The sequence below is a fragment of the Megasphaera sp. An286 genome (assembly GCF_002163455.1).
GTDB lineage: Bacteria > Bacillota > Negativicutes > Veillonellales > Megasphaeraceae > Megasphaera > Megasphaera stantonii.
The window spans coordinates 136,793-152,888 of the sequence record NZ_NFIY01000003.1 but is presented as its reverse complement, the minus strand read 5'-3'; the positions used below and the strand labels follow the sequence as shown (position 1 = coordinate 152,888).

16 protein-coding genes are annotated in these 16,096 nt (G+C 51.9%); 5 read left to right on the top strand and 11 right to left on the bottom strand.

What is annotated here, in order from left to right; all coding sequences use genetic code 11:
- Positions 1-326 (top strand): IS3 family transposase (locus B5F80_RS02890; RefSeq protein ID WP_143747158.1); only part of this gene is annotated, 326 nt, incomplete at its 5' end.
- Between the two features lie 89 nt (positions 327-415).
- Here B5F80_RS02890 and B5F80_RS02885 read toward each other — a convergent pair.
- The 6 genes from B5F80_RS02885 to B5F80_RS02865 form a co-directional block, all read right to left on the bottom strand.
- Positions 416-751, bottom strand: a complete 336-nt coding sequence (locus B5F80_RS02885; protein WP_087477316.1) for a cupin domain-containing protein — start codon at positions 749-751, stop codon at positions 416-418.
- A 21-nt stretch (positions 752-772) separates the two neighbouring features.
- A complete protein-coding gene (locus tag B5F80_RS02880; RefSeq protein WP_087477315.1) occupies positions 773-1,417 on the bottom strand; it encodes a lactate utilization protein in 645 nt (214 codons plus the stop codon).
- 135 nt (positions 1,418-1,552) lie between these two features.
- Complete coding sequence (locus B5F80_RS11175) at positions 1,553-5,683, bottom strand: autotransporter outer membrane beta-barrel domain-containing protein (protein WP_143747157.1); 4,131 nt, start codon at positions 5,681-5,683, stop codon at positions 1,553-1,555.
- A 302-nt stretch (positions 5,684-5,985) separates the two neighbouring features.
- Positions 5,986-6,759 (bottom strand): PhzF family phenazine biosynthesis protein, encoded by a 774-nt coding sequence (locus B5F80_RS02870; protein WP_087477313.1) that lies wholly within the window; start codon positions 6,757-6,759, stop codon positions 5,986-5,988.
- Between the two features lie 96 nt (positions 6,760-6,855).
- The gene (locus B5F80_RS11245; protein ID WP_158099950.1) at positions 6,856-6,999 is read right to left on the bottom strand and encodes a hypothetical protein; all 144 of its coding nucleotides are present in this window, start codon (positions 6,997-6,999) and stop codon (positions 6,856-6,858) included.
- A gap of 26 nt (positions 7,000-7,025) precedes the next feature.
- Positions 7,026-7,433, bottom strand: a complete 408-nt coding sequence (locus B5F80_RS02865; protein ID WP_087477312.1) for a hotdog fold domain-containing protein — start codon at positions 7,431-7,433, stop codon at positions 7,026-7,028.
- A 174-nt stretch (positions 7,434-7,607) separates the two neighbouring features.
- Here B5F80_RS02865 and B5F80_RS02860 point away from each other — a divergent pair, with 174 nt between their 5' ends.
- The 4 genes from B5F80_RS02860 to B5F80_RS02845 all read left to right on the top strand — a co-directional run bounded on the left by B5F80_RS02860 (position 7,608) and on the right by B5F80_RS02845 (position 12,075).
- Positions 7,608-8,171 carry a DUF3793 family protein gene (locus B5F80_RS02860; RefSeq protein ID WP_343224266.1) on the top strand — a complete coding sequence of 188 codons (564 nt, stop codon included), beginning with the start codon at positions 7,608-7,610 and terminating at the stop codon, positions 8,169-8,171.
- A 13-nt stretch (positions 8,172-8,184) separates the two neighbouring features.
- Positions 8,185-8,598, top strand: coding sequence for a flavodoxin (locus tag B5F80_RS02855; RefSeq protein ID WP_087477310.1), 414 nt, complete (start codon positions 8,185-8,187; stop codon positions 8,596-8,598).
- A gap of 223 nt (positions 8,599-8,821) precedes the next feature.
- Complete coding sequence (locus B5F80_RS02850) at positions 8,822-11,008, top strand: PTS transporter subunit IIABC (protein WP_087477309.1); 2,187 nt, start codon at positions 8,822-8,824, stop codon at positions 11,006-11,008.
- Positions 11,009-11,181: 173 nt separating this feature from the next.
- Entirely contained in the window at positions 11,182-12,075 is an 894-nt protein-coding gene (locus B5F80_RS02845; protein ID WP_087477308.1) for an Rpn family recombination-promoting nuclease/putative transposase, read from the top strand.
- Between the two features lie 285 nt (positions 12,076-12,360).
- Here B5F80_RS02845 and B5F80_RS02840 read toward each other — a convergent pair whose 3' ends face one another.
- The 5 genes from B5F80_RS02840 to B5F80_RS02820 are packed head-to-tail and all read right to left on the bottom strand — an operon-like array spanning position 12,361 to position 15,654.
- A complete protein-coding gene (locus B5F80_RS02840; protein ID WP_087477307.1) occupies positions 12,361-12,900 on the bottom strand; it encodes a 2-oxoacid:acceptor oxidoreductase family protein in 540 nt (179 codons plus the stop codon).
- A 1-nt stretch (position 12,901) separates the two neighbouring features.
- Positions 12,902-13,645: a thiamine pyrophosphate-dependent enzyme gene (locus tag B5F80_RS02835; protein WP_087477306.1), complete on the bottom strand. Its 744-nt coding sequence runs from the start codon at positions 13,643-13,645 to the stop codon at positions 12,902-12,904.
- A gap of 1 nt (position 13,646) precedes the next feature.
- Positions 13,647-14,714, bottom strand: coding sequence for a 3-methyl-2-oxobutanoate dehydrogenase subunit VorB (locus tag B5F80_RS02830; RefSeq protein ID WP_087477305.1), 1,068 nt, complete (start codon positions 14,712-14,714; stop codon positions 13,647-13,649).
- 23 nt (positions 14,715-14,737) lie between these two features.
- Positions 14,738-14,947 carry a 4Fe-4S binding protein gene (locus B5F80_RS02825; protein WP_087477304.1) on the bottom strand — a complete coding sequence of 70 codons (210 nt, stop codon included), beginning with the start codon at positions 14,945-14,947 and terminating at the stop codon, positions 14,738-14,740.
- Positions 14,948-14,976: 29 nt separating this feature from the next.
- Positions 14,977-15,654 (bottom strand): hypothetical protein, encoded by a 678-nt coding sequence (locus B5F80_RS02820; protein ID WP_087477303.1) that lies wholly within the window; start codon positions 15,652-15,654, stop codon positions 14,977-14,979.
- Positions 15,655-16,096: the final 442 nt, after the last annotated feature.

Below are 16,096 nucleotides of genomic sequence, written 5' to 3'. Positions count from 1 at the left end.
GCATCACGGCGGATTGCCCCTATCGCCGAACCTTCCATTCCGACCAGGGTTGGGCATACCAAATGAAGGCGTACGTCCGTAAGCTCAAGCAAGAGCGGATTTTTCAAAGTATGTCCCGGAAAGGCACCTGTCTGGATAATGCTGTAATGGAAAACTTTTTCGGCCTACTGAAACAAGAAATGTACTATGGTGTCGTGTACTATAGTTACGAAGAATTGAAATCAGCCATCGAACAGTATATCAAATACTATAACGAACAACGAATCAAAGAAAAACTTGGCTGGAAGAGTCCTGTCCAATACAGGTTGTCCCTGTCCGCTGCATAAAAAAGTAACGAGATAGCAAAAACTACCTCGTTACTAAAGTCTAACTTTTTGGGGTCACATCACAGTACCGTCTTTTTTATATGCGTTTCTTATTTCAGGAAATCTTCGCGGATCGGCGTGAAAATATCGAAAACGACGAGGGGTACATCTTCCGTATTGACGACGCTGTGTTCCGCATTGGACGGAAACCAGGCTACGCCGCCGGCTTCTAGGTGCTGTACCTGGCCGTCTGTAATGACGTCGCAGGCTCCCGACTCTACGTACAGCAGCTGTTCGTGCCGATGGCTGTGAGCCGGCATCGTCGTCTTCGGATGCACTTCATTGCGCACGAGCATGACGTTCTTGCCCGTAAAAATCTTGCGGTCCATGAGGTCCAGATGAATCGTCGGAATATCCTTCCAGTTGTCAAATAATTTCATTTCCATAGTGCAATTCCCCCTATACGATTAATATCCTAAATTTTCGCCGACCAAGATGACCTTGATGCGGCCGGCAGGGCGGCAGATGCGCGTGCGCAGCAGCTGGGCGCAGACGCTGTTCGTCGTCGCGCAGTGGGCGCACATGCCCGTCTTGTAGCACGGCGTGTCCGAGCCGGCAAAGCGGTTGATGTTGATCGGCGCCGCCGTCGAGCGGGCTCGGGCCATGGCCGACTCGACAGTGGGACAGACCTTATTCATGCCGACGATGACAAGGACCTGCTTCGGCCCGTAGGATAAGGCGGCGACGCGGTTGCCGTTGCCGTCGATGTTGATGAGCTGGCCGTCCTCTACGGCGGCATTCGTCCCCATGAGGAAGGTGTCGCACAGCAAGGCCCGGCGCATGAGTTCCACCCGTTCTTCCGGCGTCTTGGCCCTATCCCTGTCGATGACGGCGTAATGCGCCAGCACGTAGGGCCGCAGTCCGATATCGTCGATGGACGCCGATCCGCCCCACGACACGACGTGATCCGCCGGAATATAGGACAAGGCCGTCTGCAGAGCCGCTTCCTTCGTCGGGCAATACACGGCCTCAAAGCCCCGGGCGGCAAAGCGCTTGGCGACGGCCGGCCCCTTCTTATCATACATAACGTGCATCATATCCGTTCTATCCATGTCTATTCCTCCTGACATGTTCTATTTCGCTCCATCATATGCGCTGTCTTCATCATAGCATACTAAAAACACATACACAACATAAAAACAGCGCCTTCCGAAAAAGACGCTGTTTCATAATGCAAAGAGATGAAATTAGAAGGCAAAGCCAGCGTTGACATACCATTTGTTGTTCTTCGTGTCGTCGCCCTTCTGGTACGCGTAGCCTGCGCCGAAGGTCCATGCGCCGTGGGACGCATCAACACCCAGAGATGCCAGCCAGCTGCCGTCGTCCATAACCGTGTAGTACAGCGGAGCCGATGCGCCGGCCATGTTGACGTCCACTTCATTGTCCGTATCGCCGAAGGCCCAGATGTACGCTACGTCCAGCTTCGGCGTGATGCGCCAGCCGCTGCCGGTCTTCGTTTCGTTGCGGAAGCTGACGCCCAGCGGAACCATCCAGATATCCTGCTTGTCGGCGTCGTATTCAAAGGCCTTCTTGCCGTTGTAATACGACGTGTACGACGACGGGTCGACGTTCATGTAGCGGAGTCCGACATACGGTACGATCTGATTTCTGCCGGAGACAAATTCCTTTTCGCCGCGGATGCCGATGGTCCATGCCGTGAGATCGCGGTCCGCCGTCAGGTCTTTGCCGGCGATGGTGCCCGTAATATCGTTGCTCGTCTTGGTGTAGCCGATGTCGGCCATGAGGTTCGTTCCCGCTTCTTCATCCTTCAACGCGCCGTACAGGGAAACGCCCCATGCGTCGTAATCATTGCGCGTGAAGCTGCCCGTGCCGTCGCCGTGGCCGTAGTGGATGGCTACGCCGCTTTGGAGCTTGCCGCTCTGGTTGAAATCGTAGCCAACGATGACGCCGTTGTAATCGTTATCAGCCGTAATGCCGCCGAAGCTGCTGCTCATGCCGTCCGTTTCAAACTTGTTGTGAATGTATTTAGCCCAAATATTGTCGTCGCCATAGATAGAATCATGGTCTTGGACGAAATCTTCCGTAAAGGACAAATGCTGAGATACTTCGTCGGCTACGTCGCGGGCGACGGAAACCGTATTGCCCGTCACGGCGCTGTCTTCGCCAATCATCATGCCGCAGCCGAAGGCGGCGTTCATAACAGGCGCGTTATCGTTCCAGTCATGGAAATATTCATATGCGCCGGCGTCGACATTATCCCAGCCGACAGCATAGCCTTGGTCGATAAGCGGTTTAATCGCTCCGGCATCGAGGAAATCAGCCAATTCATTAGCAGCGGCATCCTTGTTTTCATCAGTCAGTTCGCTGAATTTCACGCCGTATGTCGCGTCGCCAAATACAGTTTCAGCATAATTCGTAAAACGGTCGTACTGCAAATCTTCATTCGTCCAGAAGGTACTGCCGGTTTCGTAATTCTGCGCTACGTTGTACGTGCCGTCGGAAACCTGTAATTCGCTGACATCCAAAATAGCCGAGTCGGCGACAGTTACTGTACCGCCGTCAATGAGCGCCGTTTGATCAGCTTTCAGCTTGCCGTCCAGCTTTGTCACGCTGTTTGCTTCAACGTTGATGTTGTCGAAATCATGGATTTTACTGTCGCTCGTATATTTCTTATCCGTGTTATCTAGTGCTGAAAGCGTATTGTCGCCAGCGAGTACTAGCGTACTGTTTGTAACGCTATTATAAGCGCTCTTTTCATATGTAGCTTCATACTGTGGATTTTCTTTATTATTATCAAACGGATTAAAGTCATTATCATCAGCAGGATTATACTTCGTAGTCATTTCATACCCTTGACCAGAAATTTCGCCGGTTACAGCCGTGCCGTTTAATACGACTGTTGCTTCACCTACAGTAGACGAAGTAGCATCTGTATTATACCCTTTGTGGCCTTCAACATCATGTTCGCCCCACTTGGCTGACGTATCCACTGCTGACGGAGTCGTGCCGTTAATAGCACCGCCGGCATATACGCTGCCTCCAACAGTACCGCCATTTAAGGTAATTGTGCTAGTACCGACATGAGCGCCGCTACCGTCCCGCATGTTGTCGACAGCAATCCCGCCGCCTAAAATATCTTTCGTAATAGTACCGCCGTTAATCGTCACATTCGCTACGTCAACCGTATCAGAGCCGGTCATGCCCATACCCATACCGCCGGCGGCAATAGACGTTTCATCGGTAATACCCTTCAAGTCAGCCATAGCCATGCTGGCGTTCATGCCCAAATGATTCCACCCTGGAGCACCGTCGGTATTATCGTTTTTGCTGGCCTGCATAATGCTGATGAGCTGCAGCCTATCAACAGTTCCTTTATTCACGGTAATATTGGTCGTGCCAACGTGGGTTGCCGCATCGGATACATTTTCGCCGCGGCCCAGATTGGAATTGCCAATAGCCATGCCACCGCCATAAATGCCGTCGACATCGCCGTTTACTACGATATTATTCTGCTCTACGTTGCTGCTTGCTAACGTTCCTTTCGTGCCGTTCGTATCAATAGCCGAAGTTTCGCCTTCCATACTCAGGGCAAACCCACCGCCGAAGATACCCACTGCTTTCATATTTTCGCCAACATACGTATTGACAACGCCTGTGTTCGTTTCTGCTTTAGCATTGTTGAGCGTCCCGGCTGCGCCGCCTCCGAATACACCGGCCGCATATCCATTCAGCAAGTAAATATCAGCGCCGTCTTCATTATTTGCAACAGAGTATGCCCCGACGTCTTCACTGCCAATAAACGAACGATAGCTGCCGTGACCAAAGGCTACACCGCCGCCAAATACGCCGATTGCCGCGCCTTGGCCTACAACGCCGTCGGCGTTGATATTATTTAAATTGCCATCTTTCACTGCATCGATGACACTGCTCAATGCGCCGCCAATATTCGCCGCAACGTTATCAGGGGCTTGACTGTCAAGATTTACAACGATAGTCGCTTTACCAGTATTAGCCGTGGCTTTACTGCTGCCATAGGCATCATTTACAGCATGCTCACCGTCAGCAGTACCATCACCTTTCCAAGTATATGTATGCGTACTTGCCGCCACACCGCCACCGATAACACCGATTGCTGTCGTATTACCTGTCAAGTTAATATTCGTATCGTCTGTAGTCGCCGTAGCGCTGCCGCCTTCGATAGCATCATCAATTTTTACTTGGACAAACACATTATCCGCATTTTCATCAGGTTCAAACTTGATACCATTATCAATCAAAATTCCGAATGCAGAAGAACCATCGTCATTGCCAATCTGTCCGCCTTTGATTGCTTCTACGGCTCCTGTAGCATCAACAGCACCAGCTACGCCGCCTCCGATAATCCCGATACTTAATCCATTATTGACGGCAATAGAAGTGGAACCAGTAACTTCACTTGTTGCCGTTCCTCCCAAGGTAGAAATAGCCGCACCGCCGCCAGAAATACCACTGGTAACACCGTCTGTCGCATTTAACAAATTCACATCCGAATTGATATTAAGCAGTGTATCGCCATTAACGGTAGATATAGCCGTACCACCAAGAGCCGCCGCTAAGCCGCCTGTAGCAAATCCAGCAACGTTTGCGCCATTGGATACGCCGACATTGACATTACCATGAATTGTCGTAGCCGTATTCCCATTGAAAACCGCATTAAGAAGAACGCCATCATTATCTTTATCCTTCGCACTAATATTGCCTACCGTTACAGCAGTACTTGCACCAACTCCGCCCAATACATTGCCATTGTTGAGGAACATGTTTACGTCGCCAGTTCTATCTATAGTCGTAGCTACGCCGTTATACTGACCCCAATTTCCATTCAATAAACTTGCCTGAAGACCAGTATTTACCGATAAATCGCCACCGATAGCACCGATGACTACAGGAGAATGTTCATGACTGCCAATAACAACAGTCGTTCCATCATCAAACACTACTTCATTTTTTTCTCCGGTTGTATCAATATGTTGAACTTTTTCAATAATGGGCTTTATATCCGTCGGAAGAAACGTTCCGACAATCTGATTTCCTAAAAGTCCAGTAAATCCATTATCCAACTGACCTTCGCCGCCGACAACGCCTACTAAGGGAACATCGCCTGGTTTTGTCGGCGCTACAGCGTCTCGTAATCCGTCTAATCCGCCGCCATTATCTTGATATTTATCAAGAATAATGTTGACATTAGCATCTGTTTGAATATTGACGTTTCCCTGTCCAATAACAAACTTTCCGCTACCAGCGTCAAATACATCTTGATCTTCTACGACGCCATCCGCTATTTCATGTCCGTTAAGCGTTGCTGCGTATGTCGGCACCCCCCCCCCGTGAACAAATGTAGCTACGCTCGCTACAGCCAGCGCATACAACACTTTCTTTCGTAGTTCCGTACGTCTCATATGTATCCCCCCTTTCAAAAAAATTTTTGATAAAGTATTCATGATACTATACTTTATGACTTTAGGATAGCACAAACGTCCTCAACTAGCAACCTACGCACCCCCTTAATACAGGACTTTTTACATACTTCTAAAAAAAGAACCATACCGGAAATGCGCATACTTACTGGCATTGCTGGTATGGTATATCCTGTACGTCAGCGTCCCTGTATCCCCCTAATTTATACGTGCAGCTCCGCAACGGAATACAGGCAGGCGTATCCCGCCAAGGTCACGCGGCTGCCGTCGAGTTTGCAGTACAGTTCACCGCCTCGTTTCGACGCCTGATAAGCCTTGATATGGTCTTTTCCCAGCGCCTTGGCCCAGATAGGCACGATGTGGCAGTGGCCGGAGCCGCAGACCGGGTCTTCGGCAACGTTGAGCTTCGGCGCAAAGCTGCGGCTCACGCAGTCGTAGTCCGTCCCTTGGGCCGTAATGTGCAGCAGCAGGCCGTCTAAGGATTTCATCTCTTCCATATCGGGCTTCGCCTGCCGCACGTCGTCTTCTGCCGGCAGGACGCAGACCAAGTCCCGTCCCATATACGCCGCCGCAGGCCGCGCGCCGATGACCGCCGTCATGGCGTCCGTCACGGGGATTTCCTTCATCTCATAAGCCGGAAAGTCCATGGACAGCCGTTCGCCGTCCCGTGAGACGACCAATTCGCCGCTCATCGTCTGAAAGCGGAATACCTGTTCTTCCGGCGCGACGAAATGAGCCAGCACGTAGGACGTCGCCAGCGTAGCGTGGCCGCACAGGTCGATTTCGCCGCCCGGCGTAAACCAGCGCAGGCGGTAGGCGTCGCCTTCCTTGACCGTAAAGGCCGTCTCGGACAGGTTGTTTTCCATGGCGATGCGCTGCATAAGTTCGTCCGATATCCACGAATCGAGGACGCAGACTGCCGCCGGATTTCCCTTAAACACCTCTTTCGTAAAGGCGTCGACAACATAACATTTCATCGTATAGCCCTCCTTTGCGTCGTCTGTATATTCTTTACAGATTCATCATAGCATAGGAGAATTTTCCATACAATGAGAAAATTGTGTGGCACACAATTATGGCCGCCAATCGTCCAGCATGGCTTTCAGCCGCCGCAGCCCCTCGGCCAGTTCGTCGTCGTCAGCAGGAGCAGTCACAGCCAGGCGCAGGCCGTACTGCCGACGTCCAGGGTATAGGATAGGTTTCAAAGGAATTGACAAGCATAGGCGGCTCCTTTCTGACGCGCTTATTTCGCCAGCATCATCTTCGCCGAGCTTTCGGCGGCGACAGAGCCGTCTTCATGGACGACGCGCCCTTCCGCCGTGACCAGCCGGCCCCGGCGCGATGTAATCCAGCCCTCGACCTTGACCGTTTCGCCGATGCGCACAGCGCTGCGGAAGCGGATTTCCAGCTTTGCCGTATACGCAGGTTTACCGGCCTTACGGAATACGCAGTCGCCCATGACCTCGTCCAACAAGGTGCTCGTCAGCCCGCCATGCATGCGGTCGCCGTAGCTTTCGTGCTCTTTCTTCGGCGTAAAGTAGGCTGTCCACACGCCGTCGATCTCTTTCATATCTAATTTTAACCCGATGGGATTCTCTTTTCCGCAGCCGAAGCACCAGCTCGTGTCGACGGCCGTCGTTTCCTGTGTCATTCGAATTCCTCCTTCCAGCGCAGGCGCTGCGCTTTACTTTATTATATACTCTCGCAGCGCAGATAGCTATCAGTCATCATCGACATTATTTAATATTGAAAAATTATATCATTTATATATTGACATTTACTTTCATTATTGGTATGATATAGCCATCAAACGACGAAACGGAGGATGCACATGAATATAGATGCTGTATTAGTCAATCACTGTTCGCCTACCTTAGCGGGATTAAAGATGGGCTCGCTTCTCTGCCTCCCCCGCTTGGAATCTCGAACAGATTACGAAAAATTAATTGATAAATACAATCATATGTATAACGCAAAAGGACTTCATTTCCGCATATTATACGCCTGTCCCAAACGCACCTTGTTATATGTATACAGACCGGCAATGGTCGCATCCTATGTGCAGGATCAGGCTGTCATGGCCTTTTTAACGCAGTATGGCTATGCTGCCGGCGACGCCCTGGAGCGCATGCTGGACCATCTGGCCGACCGGTTCCGCGAAGGCGGCTGCTTCCCCCATGAGTCCGGGATCTTTCTCGGATATCCCTTAGAAGATGTATGCGGCTTCATTACCCACAAGGGGAACCACGCCAAAATCTGCGGCGACTGGAAGGTCTACGGCGACGCCGACGAAGCGTCCCGTATATTCCGAATGTTCAGCTGCTGCCGGGAAGACTACATAAACAGATTTGCCGTTGGGACAACGTTAGAATCACTCATCGTAGCATAAGGAGGAATTTATAATGGTAGAAATCGTATATTGGAGCGGCACTGGCAACACAGAAGCCATGGCGCAGGAAATCGAAGCAGCCGTCAAAGCTGCCGGCGCCGATGTAGAATCGGTTCGTTTCGAAGATACAAGTGTAGATGCCGTTGCATCGAAGGACGTTATTTTGCTGGGCTGCCCGGCTATGGGCGCGGAAGTGCTGGAAGAAACGATCGTCGAGCCCTTCTTCGCAGAGCTTCTGCCAAAATTAAAGGGTAAAAAAGTAGGCCTGTTCGGCTCTTACGGCTGGGGCACGGGCGAATGGATGGACGTGTGGAAGCAGCGCACGGAAGACGCCGGCGCTGTCGTCATCGGCACGGCCATCGTCAATGAAACGCCGGATAACGCCGAAGAATGCGCCGCACTGGGCCAGGCCGCCGCGCAGGCATAACCATCTCTTTTCAAGTTCATTCATACCTCTCTAACATATAAAAAGAAAACAGCAGCGATTCCCGCAGAGTCGCTGCTGTTTTCTTATGCCGAAATCTCTTCACCATATAGAAAATGTTTCATGGAATATGATACAATAAACACGATATTGTCATCCTCGCAGCCACACGGCCGCGTAGATATTTCTGTCATTTTTTATATCCCTATTCCAAGGAGGAATCCGTATGAAAGACCAAGTTTTCAGCGTGCTGCAGGCCATCGGCCGAAGCTTCATGCTGCCGGTCGCCATCCTGCCTATTGCCGGTCTGCTCCTCGGCATCGGCGCGTCCTTCACGAACGCGACGACCATTCAGACCTACGGCCTGGAAGGCGCCCTCGGCGACGGCACGCTCCTGCACTCGCTGCTCACCGTCATGAGCAGCGCCGGCAACGTCATCTTCGGCAACCTGCCGATCATCTTTGCCGTCGGCGTCGCCATCGGCATGGCGAAGCAAGAAAAGGAAGTCGCAGCCTTAGCGGCTATGATTTCCTTCTTTGTCATGCACGCCTCTACGAACGCCGTATTGAAATTGTCGGGACAAATCCTGCCGGACGGCTCTATTGCCGACAGCGTTCTCGAAGGTACGATTGCCGATGTCTGCGGCATCTTGTCCCTGCAGGAAGGCGTATTCGGCGGCATCATCGTCGGCCTGGGCGTCGCCTGGCTCCACAACCGCTATCATAAAATCGTCCTGCCCAACGCCTTGTCCTTCTTCGGCGGCTCCCGCTTCATCCCGATTGTTTCCACCGTCGTCTACATGTTCGTCGGCATCGCCATGTGCTTCGTATGGCCTGTCGTACAAAACGGCATCTTCGCCCTCGGCGGCCTCGTCACCGGCACGGGCTATATCGGCACCCTGATTTTCGGCATCATCAAGCGGGCCCTCATTCCCTTCGGCCTGCACCACGTCTTCTATCTGCCCTTCTGGCAAACCGGCGTCGGCGGTTCTATGATGATTGACGGCAACCTCGTCCAGGGCGGCCAGAATATCTTCTTCGCCCAGCTGGCGTCGCCGAATGTCACCCATTTCAGCGCCGACGCGACGCGGTATTTCTCCGGCGAATTCATATTCATGATCTTCGGCCTTCCCGGCGCGGCCCTGGCGATGTACCGCACGGCAAAGCCGGAAAAGAAAAAGGTAGCCGGCGGCCTCCTGCTGTCAGCAGCCCTGACATCTATGCTCACGGGGATTACGGAACCTATTGAATTTTCCTTCCTCTTCGTTGCGCCCCTGCTGTTTTACGTGCAGGTCATCTTGGCCGGCGCAGCCTACATGATCGCCCACATGCTGAATATCGCCGTAGGCCTGACCTTCTCCGGCGGCCTCCTCGACCTGTTTATCTTCGGTATTCTCCAGGGCGAGGATAAGACGAACTGGATGTACATCATCCCCGTAGGCGTCGTCTATTTCTTCCTGTACTATTTCATCTTCACCTTCCTCATCAAGAAATTCGACTTTAAGACGCCGGGCCGCGAAGACGACGACACGGAAACGAAGCTGTTCACCAAGGCCGACGTCAATGCCCGCAAAGCGGCGGCTAAAGGCGGCGACTCCGACGGAGCTCCCGTCGTCGACGCCCTGAGCCAGACCATCGCCCGCGCCCTGGGCAGCAAGAAAAATATCACCGCCGTAGACTGCTGCGCTACGCGGCTCCGCTGCTCCGTCGCCGATTCGTCCCTCGTCAACGACGCCCTCCTGAAAGCGACAGGAGCCGTCGGCGTCATCAAAAAAGGGACGGGCGTACAGGTCGTATACGGCCCGCAGGTCGCCGTCATCAAAGCCAATCTGGAAACATATCTCGAAACGGCGCCGGACGTCGAGGCGGAAGAAGAAGCGCCTATGCAGGCGCCGGAACCACAGACAATAACCGCCACGGAGGAAGCTCCCGAAGCCGCTCCGGCAAATCCAGAAAATCCGGCTGAAAAAACGTACTTCAACTCGCCCTTTACAGGTGAGCTGCATCCCATTACCGACGCTCCCGACGAAGCCTTTGCCGGCAAGATGACCGGCGACGGATTCTTCGTCTATCCGACGGAAAACACGGTCTATGCTCCGGCCGACGGCGAAGTCACCTTCGTCTTCGACACGAAGCACGCCATCGGCATGACCACAGCCGACGGAGTCGAATACCTTCTCCACATCGGCATCGATACGGTCAAATTAAACGGCCAGGGCTTTACGGTCTTCGTGGAAGACGGACAGGAAGTCAAGCAAGGCGACAAGCTCATGGAATTCGACGACGAATTCATCAAGCAGAACGCCCCGTCTGACGCCTGCCTGTGCATCTTCACCGACATGGACGCCATTCCCGAAGTCCATACCGTAACGACCGGCCAGGTCAAAGCCTTAGACAAAGCCGTCTGGTTTTGACGCGCGACCGTAAACACCATTCGGCTTTTCTAGCCCCGCGAAATATCCTGCCCCGCCAGGACGCCGCGGGGCTTTTTTTATCGGCCCGCCTATAGATTCTTATGCTATATGAGAAAGGCCGCGCCTCTATATGGAATAAAAAAACCGTGATACAATATGTTTAAGGAGGTCCCATGACGCGAGAACTCAACAGACTCAACGACGTATTTTTCAAATATCTCCTCGGCGATGAGAAGAAAAAATCGCTGACCCTGAGCTTTATCAACGGCATCTTAAACCGAACGGGAAACGACCTGTTTACCGATTTAGAGTTTCTGGATAAAGAAATGACGCCCATCACCGAATCCGGCAAGGTGTCTGTCCTCGACATACGGGCCCGAATGAACGACGGCTCTCAGGTCAATATCGAAGTGCAGGTCTGCAAAGACCCCGATATGGCCCGCCGTTCCTTATACTACTGGGCAAGAATATACAGCGGCGCACTTCATAAAGGCGCGCCCTACCGCAGCCTGATGCCGGCCATTTCCATCAACTTGATGGACTTTAACGCCTTTGAGCAGTATACGACGTGTCATCACTCCTACCACGTACACAACGATGAAACCCACGACATCCTCATCGGCGATTTGGAAATGCATTTTATCGAGCTGGAAAAAATACGCATCGGAGACATTCGAAAATTGCGCAAGTCTGAACAATGGATCGCTTACTTTTCTCATCAATGCAGCGACGAACAACGGGAGGTGTTAGCCATGAGCGAACCGGCCATCAAAGAAGCGATGAACTGCGAAATGCATTTTACTCAGGATGAAAAGCTGCGCCGTAAATACGAAATTCAAGAAAAAGCGCGGCGCGACTACATTTCCATGATGTACAACATCGAAAAGGGCCGCGAAGAAGGCTTGGAAGAAGGACGAAAAGAAGGACAGGAACAAGAGCGGCATCGCATCGTCCTGTCCATGCTCCAAAAAGGCTTTCCTTATGAAACCATTTCCCAAATTACAGGCATTCCGGCTGAAGAAATCGCAGCCATCGCCCAATCACAGGCGCGGCAAATCAAAGAATAACATCCCGCAGCAAAACAGGACAGCGACGCACAGCCGCTGCCCTGTTTTTTCATTCCCAAATAGGATCAAACTGGCTGATGGCCGTAACCGTATCGACAAATCCTTTCAAAATAGTGATGCCGATGATAAAGATCAAACCGACAATCAAACTTCTCAACAGGTATATCTCTCATTAATCAGAAAAAAGAAAATCCCGGTGCTGCTATGCAAACAGTACCGGGATTTTCCTGTTATTAGAAACCCGCAAAAAGGTTTTCCGCTATGTAATTATAATCGGAGTTTCCTTTATCCTTCTACGCAGGCAATACCGCGTTTCAAGGCTTCCATGTTCAGCGGAACGAGTTTGGCTTTCTTGCCCGTGAACATTTCATGAATCATGTTTTCGATTGTTTCTACTTTCAGCACCTTCGTAGCTGCTACGTATGCGCCGAGCATAACCATGTTGCTGACCTTGGGATTGCCCAGTTCGCGGGCAATGTCGTCGCACGGTACATAGTATACCTTGACGTCGTCACGGTCTACCTTGTCCGGCACAATGCTGCTGTTGATGAACATAATGCCGCCTTTTTGTACGTGCGGGCCGAATTTTGCCAATGCCGCGCGGTTCATGACCACGACTTCCGACGGATATTCTACCAGCGGGGAACCAATGCGTTCATCGCTCAAAATAACCGTACAGTTCGCCGTGCCGCCGCGCATTTCTGGGCCGTACGAGGGCACCCATGAAACCTGCAGATCTTCTTCTACCCCTGCTTCTACCAGGTTTTTACCGATGGACATGACGCCCTGGCCGCCAAAACCGGAGAGGATGACTTCGTGTTTCATATTATTGCACCTCCGCATCTTTAATTACGCCAAGAGGATAGTACGTAGCCATATTTTCCATGAGCCACTTGTTTGCTTCATGAATATCCATACCCCAGTTCGTCGGGCAGGCGGCTAATACTTCGATAAAGGTAAATCCGTCGCCGTTCATCTGACGTTCGAAGGCTTTCTTGATCGCCTTTTTCGCTTTCATCAAGTGTGGAATATCGACAACGCAGACGCGTTCTGCATAGACGAGGCCATCCAATGTCGACAGCATTTCTGCTACGCGCATCGGTTTGCCCGCCTGTTCTACCGTACGGCCCAAGGGAGCCGTCGTAGCGCGCTGGCCAATCAGGGTCGTCGGAGCCATCTGGCCGCCCGTCATGCCGTAGATTGCGTTGTTGATGAAGATCGTCGTGAATTTTTCACCGCGCATGGCAGCGTGTACGATTTCTGCCGCGCCGATGGATGCCAGGTCGCCGTCGCCCTGATAGGTGAAGACGGGGACGTTCGGATGGGTGCGTTTTACGCCCGTCGCTACGGCAGGCGCACGGCCGTGAGCGGCTTCCAGCATATCGCAGGCAAAGTAGTTGCCGGCGAATACGGAGCAGCCTACGGGGCATACGCCGATGGCCGTCTTGATTGCATCCATTTCTTCCAGCGTTTCTGCGATTAATTTATGCACGATACCGTGGCTGCAGCCGGGGCAGTAATGTAATTCGGTATCCTGCAAGCCTTTGGACTTTGCATATATAGTCTTCATATTATTTTACCTCCCCCATGACTGCTTCTGCCTTGGCTTCGATTTCCGAAACGGTCGGGATCATGCCGCCCAACCGGCCATAGAAATCGATCGGTTTCCGGTCGCCGACGGCAAGCTTGACGTCTTCGACCATCTGGCCGGCGCTCATTTCTACGTCCAGGAATACCTTAACCGATGCCTGTTCTGCAATTTCTCTCAGGCGGGCATACGGGAACGGCCACAGCGTAATCGGGCGGAATACGCCGGCTTTGATGCCTTTCTTACGCAGGTTTTCCGCAACGGTAATGGCAATACGGGCCGGCGTGCCATAGGCCGTGAAGACCAGCTCTGCGTCTTCCAGCATGATTTCTTCCCAGCGTACTTCGTTCTTTTCGATTTCTGCGTAAATCTTCAGCAGCTCTTCGTTGTGCTTTTCGCACGACGGGGCGTCGATGAGCAGGGAGTTGATGAAGTTGTTGTGGTCACGGTCGCCGCGTCCGCTCGAAGCCCAGTCCTTCGGCGGCAGGGGACGCTGTTTGTGTTCTTTCCATACGATCGGTTCCATCATCTGGCCGATAAGGCCGTCTGCCAGGACGACGACAGGCGTGCGGTACTGATCGGCAATATCGAAGGCTTCCTGTACCAGGTCAACGGCTTCCTGCAGGTTGGCCGGAGCCAGGACCGGCGTACGATAGTCGCCGTTGCCGCCGCCGCGGGTCGCCTGGAAATAGTCTGCCTGGGACGGCTGGATGGAGCCGAGGCCCGGGCCGCCGCGCATGACGTTGACGATAACCGCCGGCAGCTGTGCGCCTGCGGCGTAGCTGATGCCTTCCTGTTTCAGGCTGACGCCCGGAGACGACGAGGACGTCATAGCGCGAACGCCGGAACCGGCTGCGCCGTATACCATGTTAATAGCCGCTACTTCCGATTCAGCTTGTACGAACACGCCGCCAACCTGAGGCATTCTCAGCGACATATATTCAGGGATTTCATTCTGCGGGGTAATGGGATATCCGAAGAAACCGCGACATCCTGCGCGAATTGCGGCTTCAGCTATAGCTTCACTGCCCTTCCAAATTTCTCTTTTCATGGAACAGTTCACACTCCTCTTTGTTAGTCCTTTTCAATAGTAATGATCGAATCCGGGCAAATTCTTGCGCAGCTTGCGCAGCCGATGCAGAGCGATTCATCCGTGCAGTGTGCCGGCCGGTAGCCCTTAATATTCGTGCCGTCTTCTAAGGCCAGAATCTGTTTGGGACATACGGTGATGCACAAACCGCATCCTTTACAACGCTCTTTTCTGAAAGTCAAATGCATTGCCATAGGTGTTACGTCTCCTTTCTTTGCGGGTGTCATTCCCAAGGTTTCTTCATGTACAACTGCATAGGGAATACAGGATATACTAAATCCGAAACCCGATCTGCCAAATGTAGGGGGACAGCGTGGCAGACTACGGGGATTCCGGTTAATACCGATACTTCCTGGGCCATCTTCGCGCCGGCAACGACGTCTTCAACATCTGTCAGCTGGCAGCAGTGCGTATTGTTGATCAGGCCATCGATTTTCAAGCCCGACGACTGTTCAATGGCCCGTACATATCGTTCGGCTTTTTCTGCCGTATCCGATAAGGGCCGATTGGCATTGACGACGCACAGCACGCGGGCTCCGCATCGCTGAAGATCATGACGATAGCGGGCCAGCACTCTGGCTCCCGACGGGTCGCCGCCAATATCTAAAATCCCATATAACTCAGGATTATCAAACAAAGCAAATACATCGGGCGGCATAGACGGCAGGTCGGCGTCGACATGCATCTGCGAGCTGGCTATGAGCCGGCCGCCCCGTTCTTCTATCATATCCCGGCATTCGCGTGAGCGAAAATACGGGTCTACGACGTCTAAATCGGCCAAGGCAAAGGGATGTCCTTTATCGGCCAAGGCCATTGCCATATTTACGGCAAGTTCCGTTTTGCCGCTGCCAAAGTGCCCTACGATAACCGTAAGACGCGCGGCATCTATCCAATTATCCATGGTGTAAACTCCTCATTTATTGGGGAATCCATAAAAATCCTTGAATCCGTTCCCTTATTCCGTCATGTTAAAAGAATTGATTTTCTCATTCTTAAATATTGTTGCACATTAGATTTAAGTGTACATTGTATCATGACCATTTGGTATTTATATTATACCTTAAATCGAAGACCTTCGCAAGATAGATTCAAGTAAAACGTTCATCTTATGCAAATTGAATCTAGCTGCGTTTCACTTATTGCATTGAAAACATAGCCTCTCTCAGGTAATTCCATTATCTAAGTGAGAATAAAATCCTCTGGAAGTAAATCTTGATAGAGAAATATTATGTAAGTGATCATGTAACATTCCAAGGGTATTAGAAAAACAAAAAAATCGATTATATACATAGCATAATAAGAAAAAATTTCAGCATTGACTATATGCCGAAAACTTGGTATAC

What these genes read in the sequence shown, in the direction of transcription:
- B5F80_RS02885 (WP_087477316.1), bottom strand. Translation starts at nt 751, where the DNA reads ATGGAAATGAAATTATTTGACAACTGGAAGGATATTCCGACGATTCAT.
- B5F80_RS02880 (WP_087477315.1), bottom strand. Translation starts at nt 1,417, where the DNA reads ATGGATAGAACGGATATGATGCACGTTATGTATGATAAGAAGGGGCCG.
- B5F80_RS02870 (WP_087477313.1), bottom strand. Translation starts at nt 6,759, where the DNA reads ATGAAATGTTATGTTGTCGACGCCTTTACGAAAGAGGTGTTTAAGGGA.
- B5F80_RS02865 (WP_087477312.1), bottom strand. Translation starts at nt 7,433, where the DNA reads ATGACACAGGAAACGACGGCCGTCGACACGAGCTGGTGCTTCGGCTGC.
- B5F80_RS02860 (WP_343224266.1), top strand. Translation starts at nt 7,608, where the DNA reads ATGCACATGAATATAGATGCTGTATTAGTCAATCACTGTTCGCCTACC.
- B5F80_RS02855 (WP_087477310.1), top strand. Translation starts at nt 8,185, where the DNA reads ATGGTAGAAATCGTATATTGGAGCGGCACTGGCAACACAGAAGCCATG.
- B5F80_RS02850 (WP_087477309.1), top strand. Translation starts at nt 8,822, where the DNA reads ATGAAAGACCAAGTTTTCAGCGTGCTGCAGGCCATCGGCCGAAGCTTC.
- B5F80_RS02845 (WP_087477308.1), top strand. Translation starts at nt 11,182, where the DNA reads ATGACGCGAGAACTCAACAGACTCAACGACGTATTTTTCAAATATCTC.
- B5F80_RS02840 (WP_087477307.1), bottom strand. Translation starts at nt 12,900, where the DNA reads ATGAAACACGAAGTCATCCTCTCCGGTTTTGGCGGCCAGGGCGTCATG.
- B5F80_RS02835 (WP_087477306.1), bottom strand. Translation starts at nt 13,645, where the DNA reads ATGAAGACTATATATGCAAAGTCCAAAGGCTTGCAGGATACCGAATTA.
- B5F80_RS02830 (WP_087477305.1), bottom strand. Translation starts at nt 14,714, where the DNA reads ATGAAAAGAGAAATTTGGAAGGGCAGTGAAGCTATAGCTGAAGCCGCA.
- B5F80_RS02825 (WP_087477304.1), bottom strand. Translation starts at nt 14,947, where the DNA reads ATGGCAATGCATTTGACTTTCAGAAAAGAGCGTTGTAAAGGATGCGGT.
- B5F80_RS02820 (WP_087477303.1), bottom strand. Translation starts at nt 15,654, where the DNA reads ATGGATAATTGGATAGATGCCGCGCGTCTTACGGTTATCGTAGGGCAC.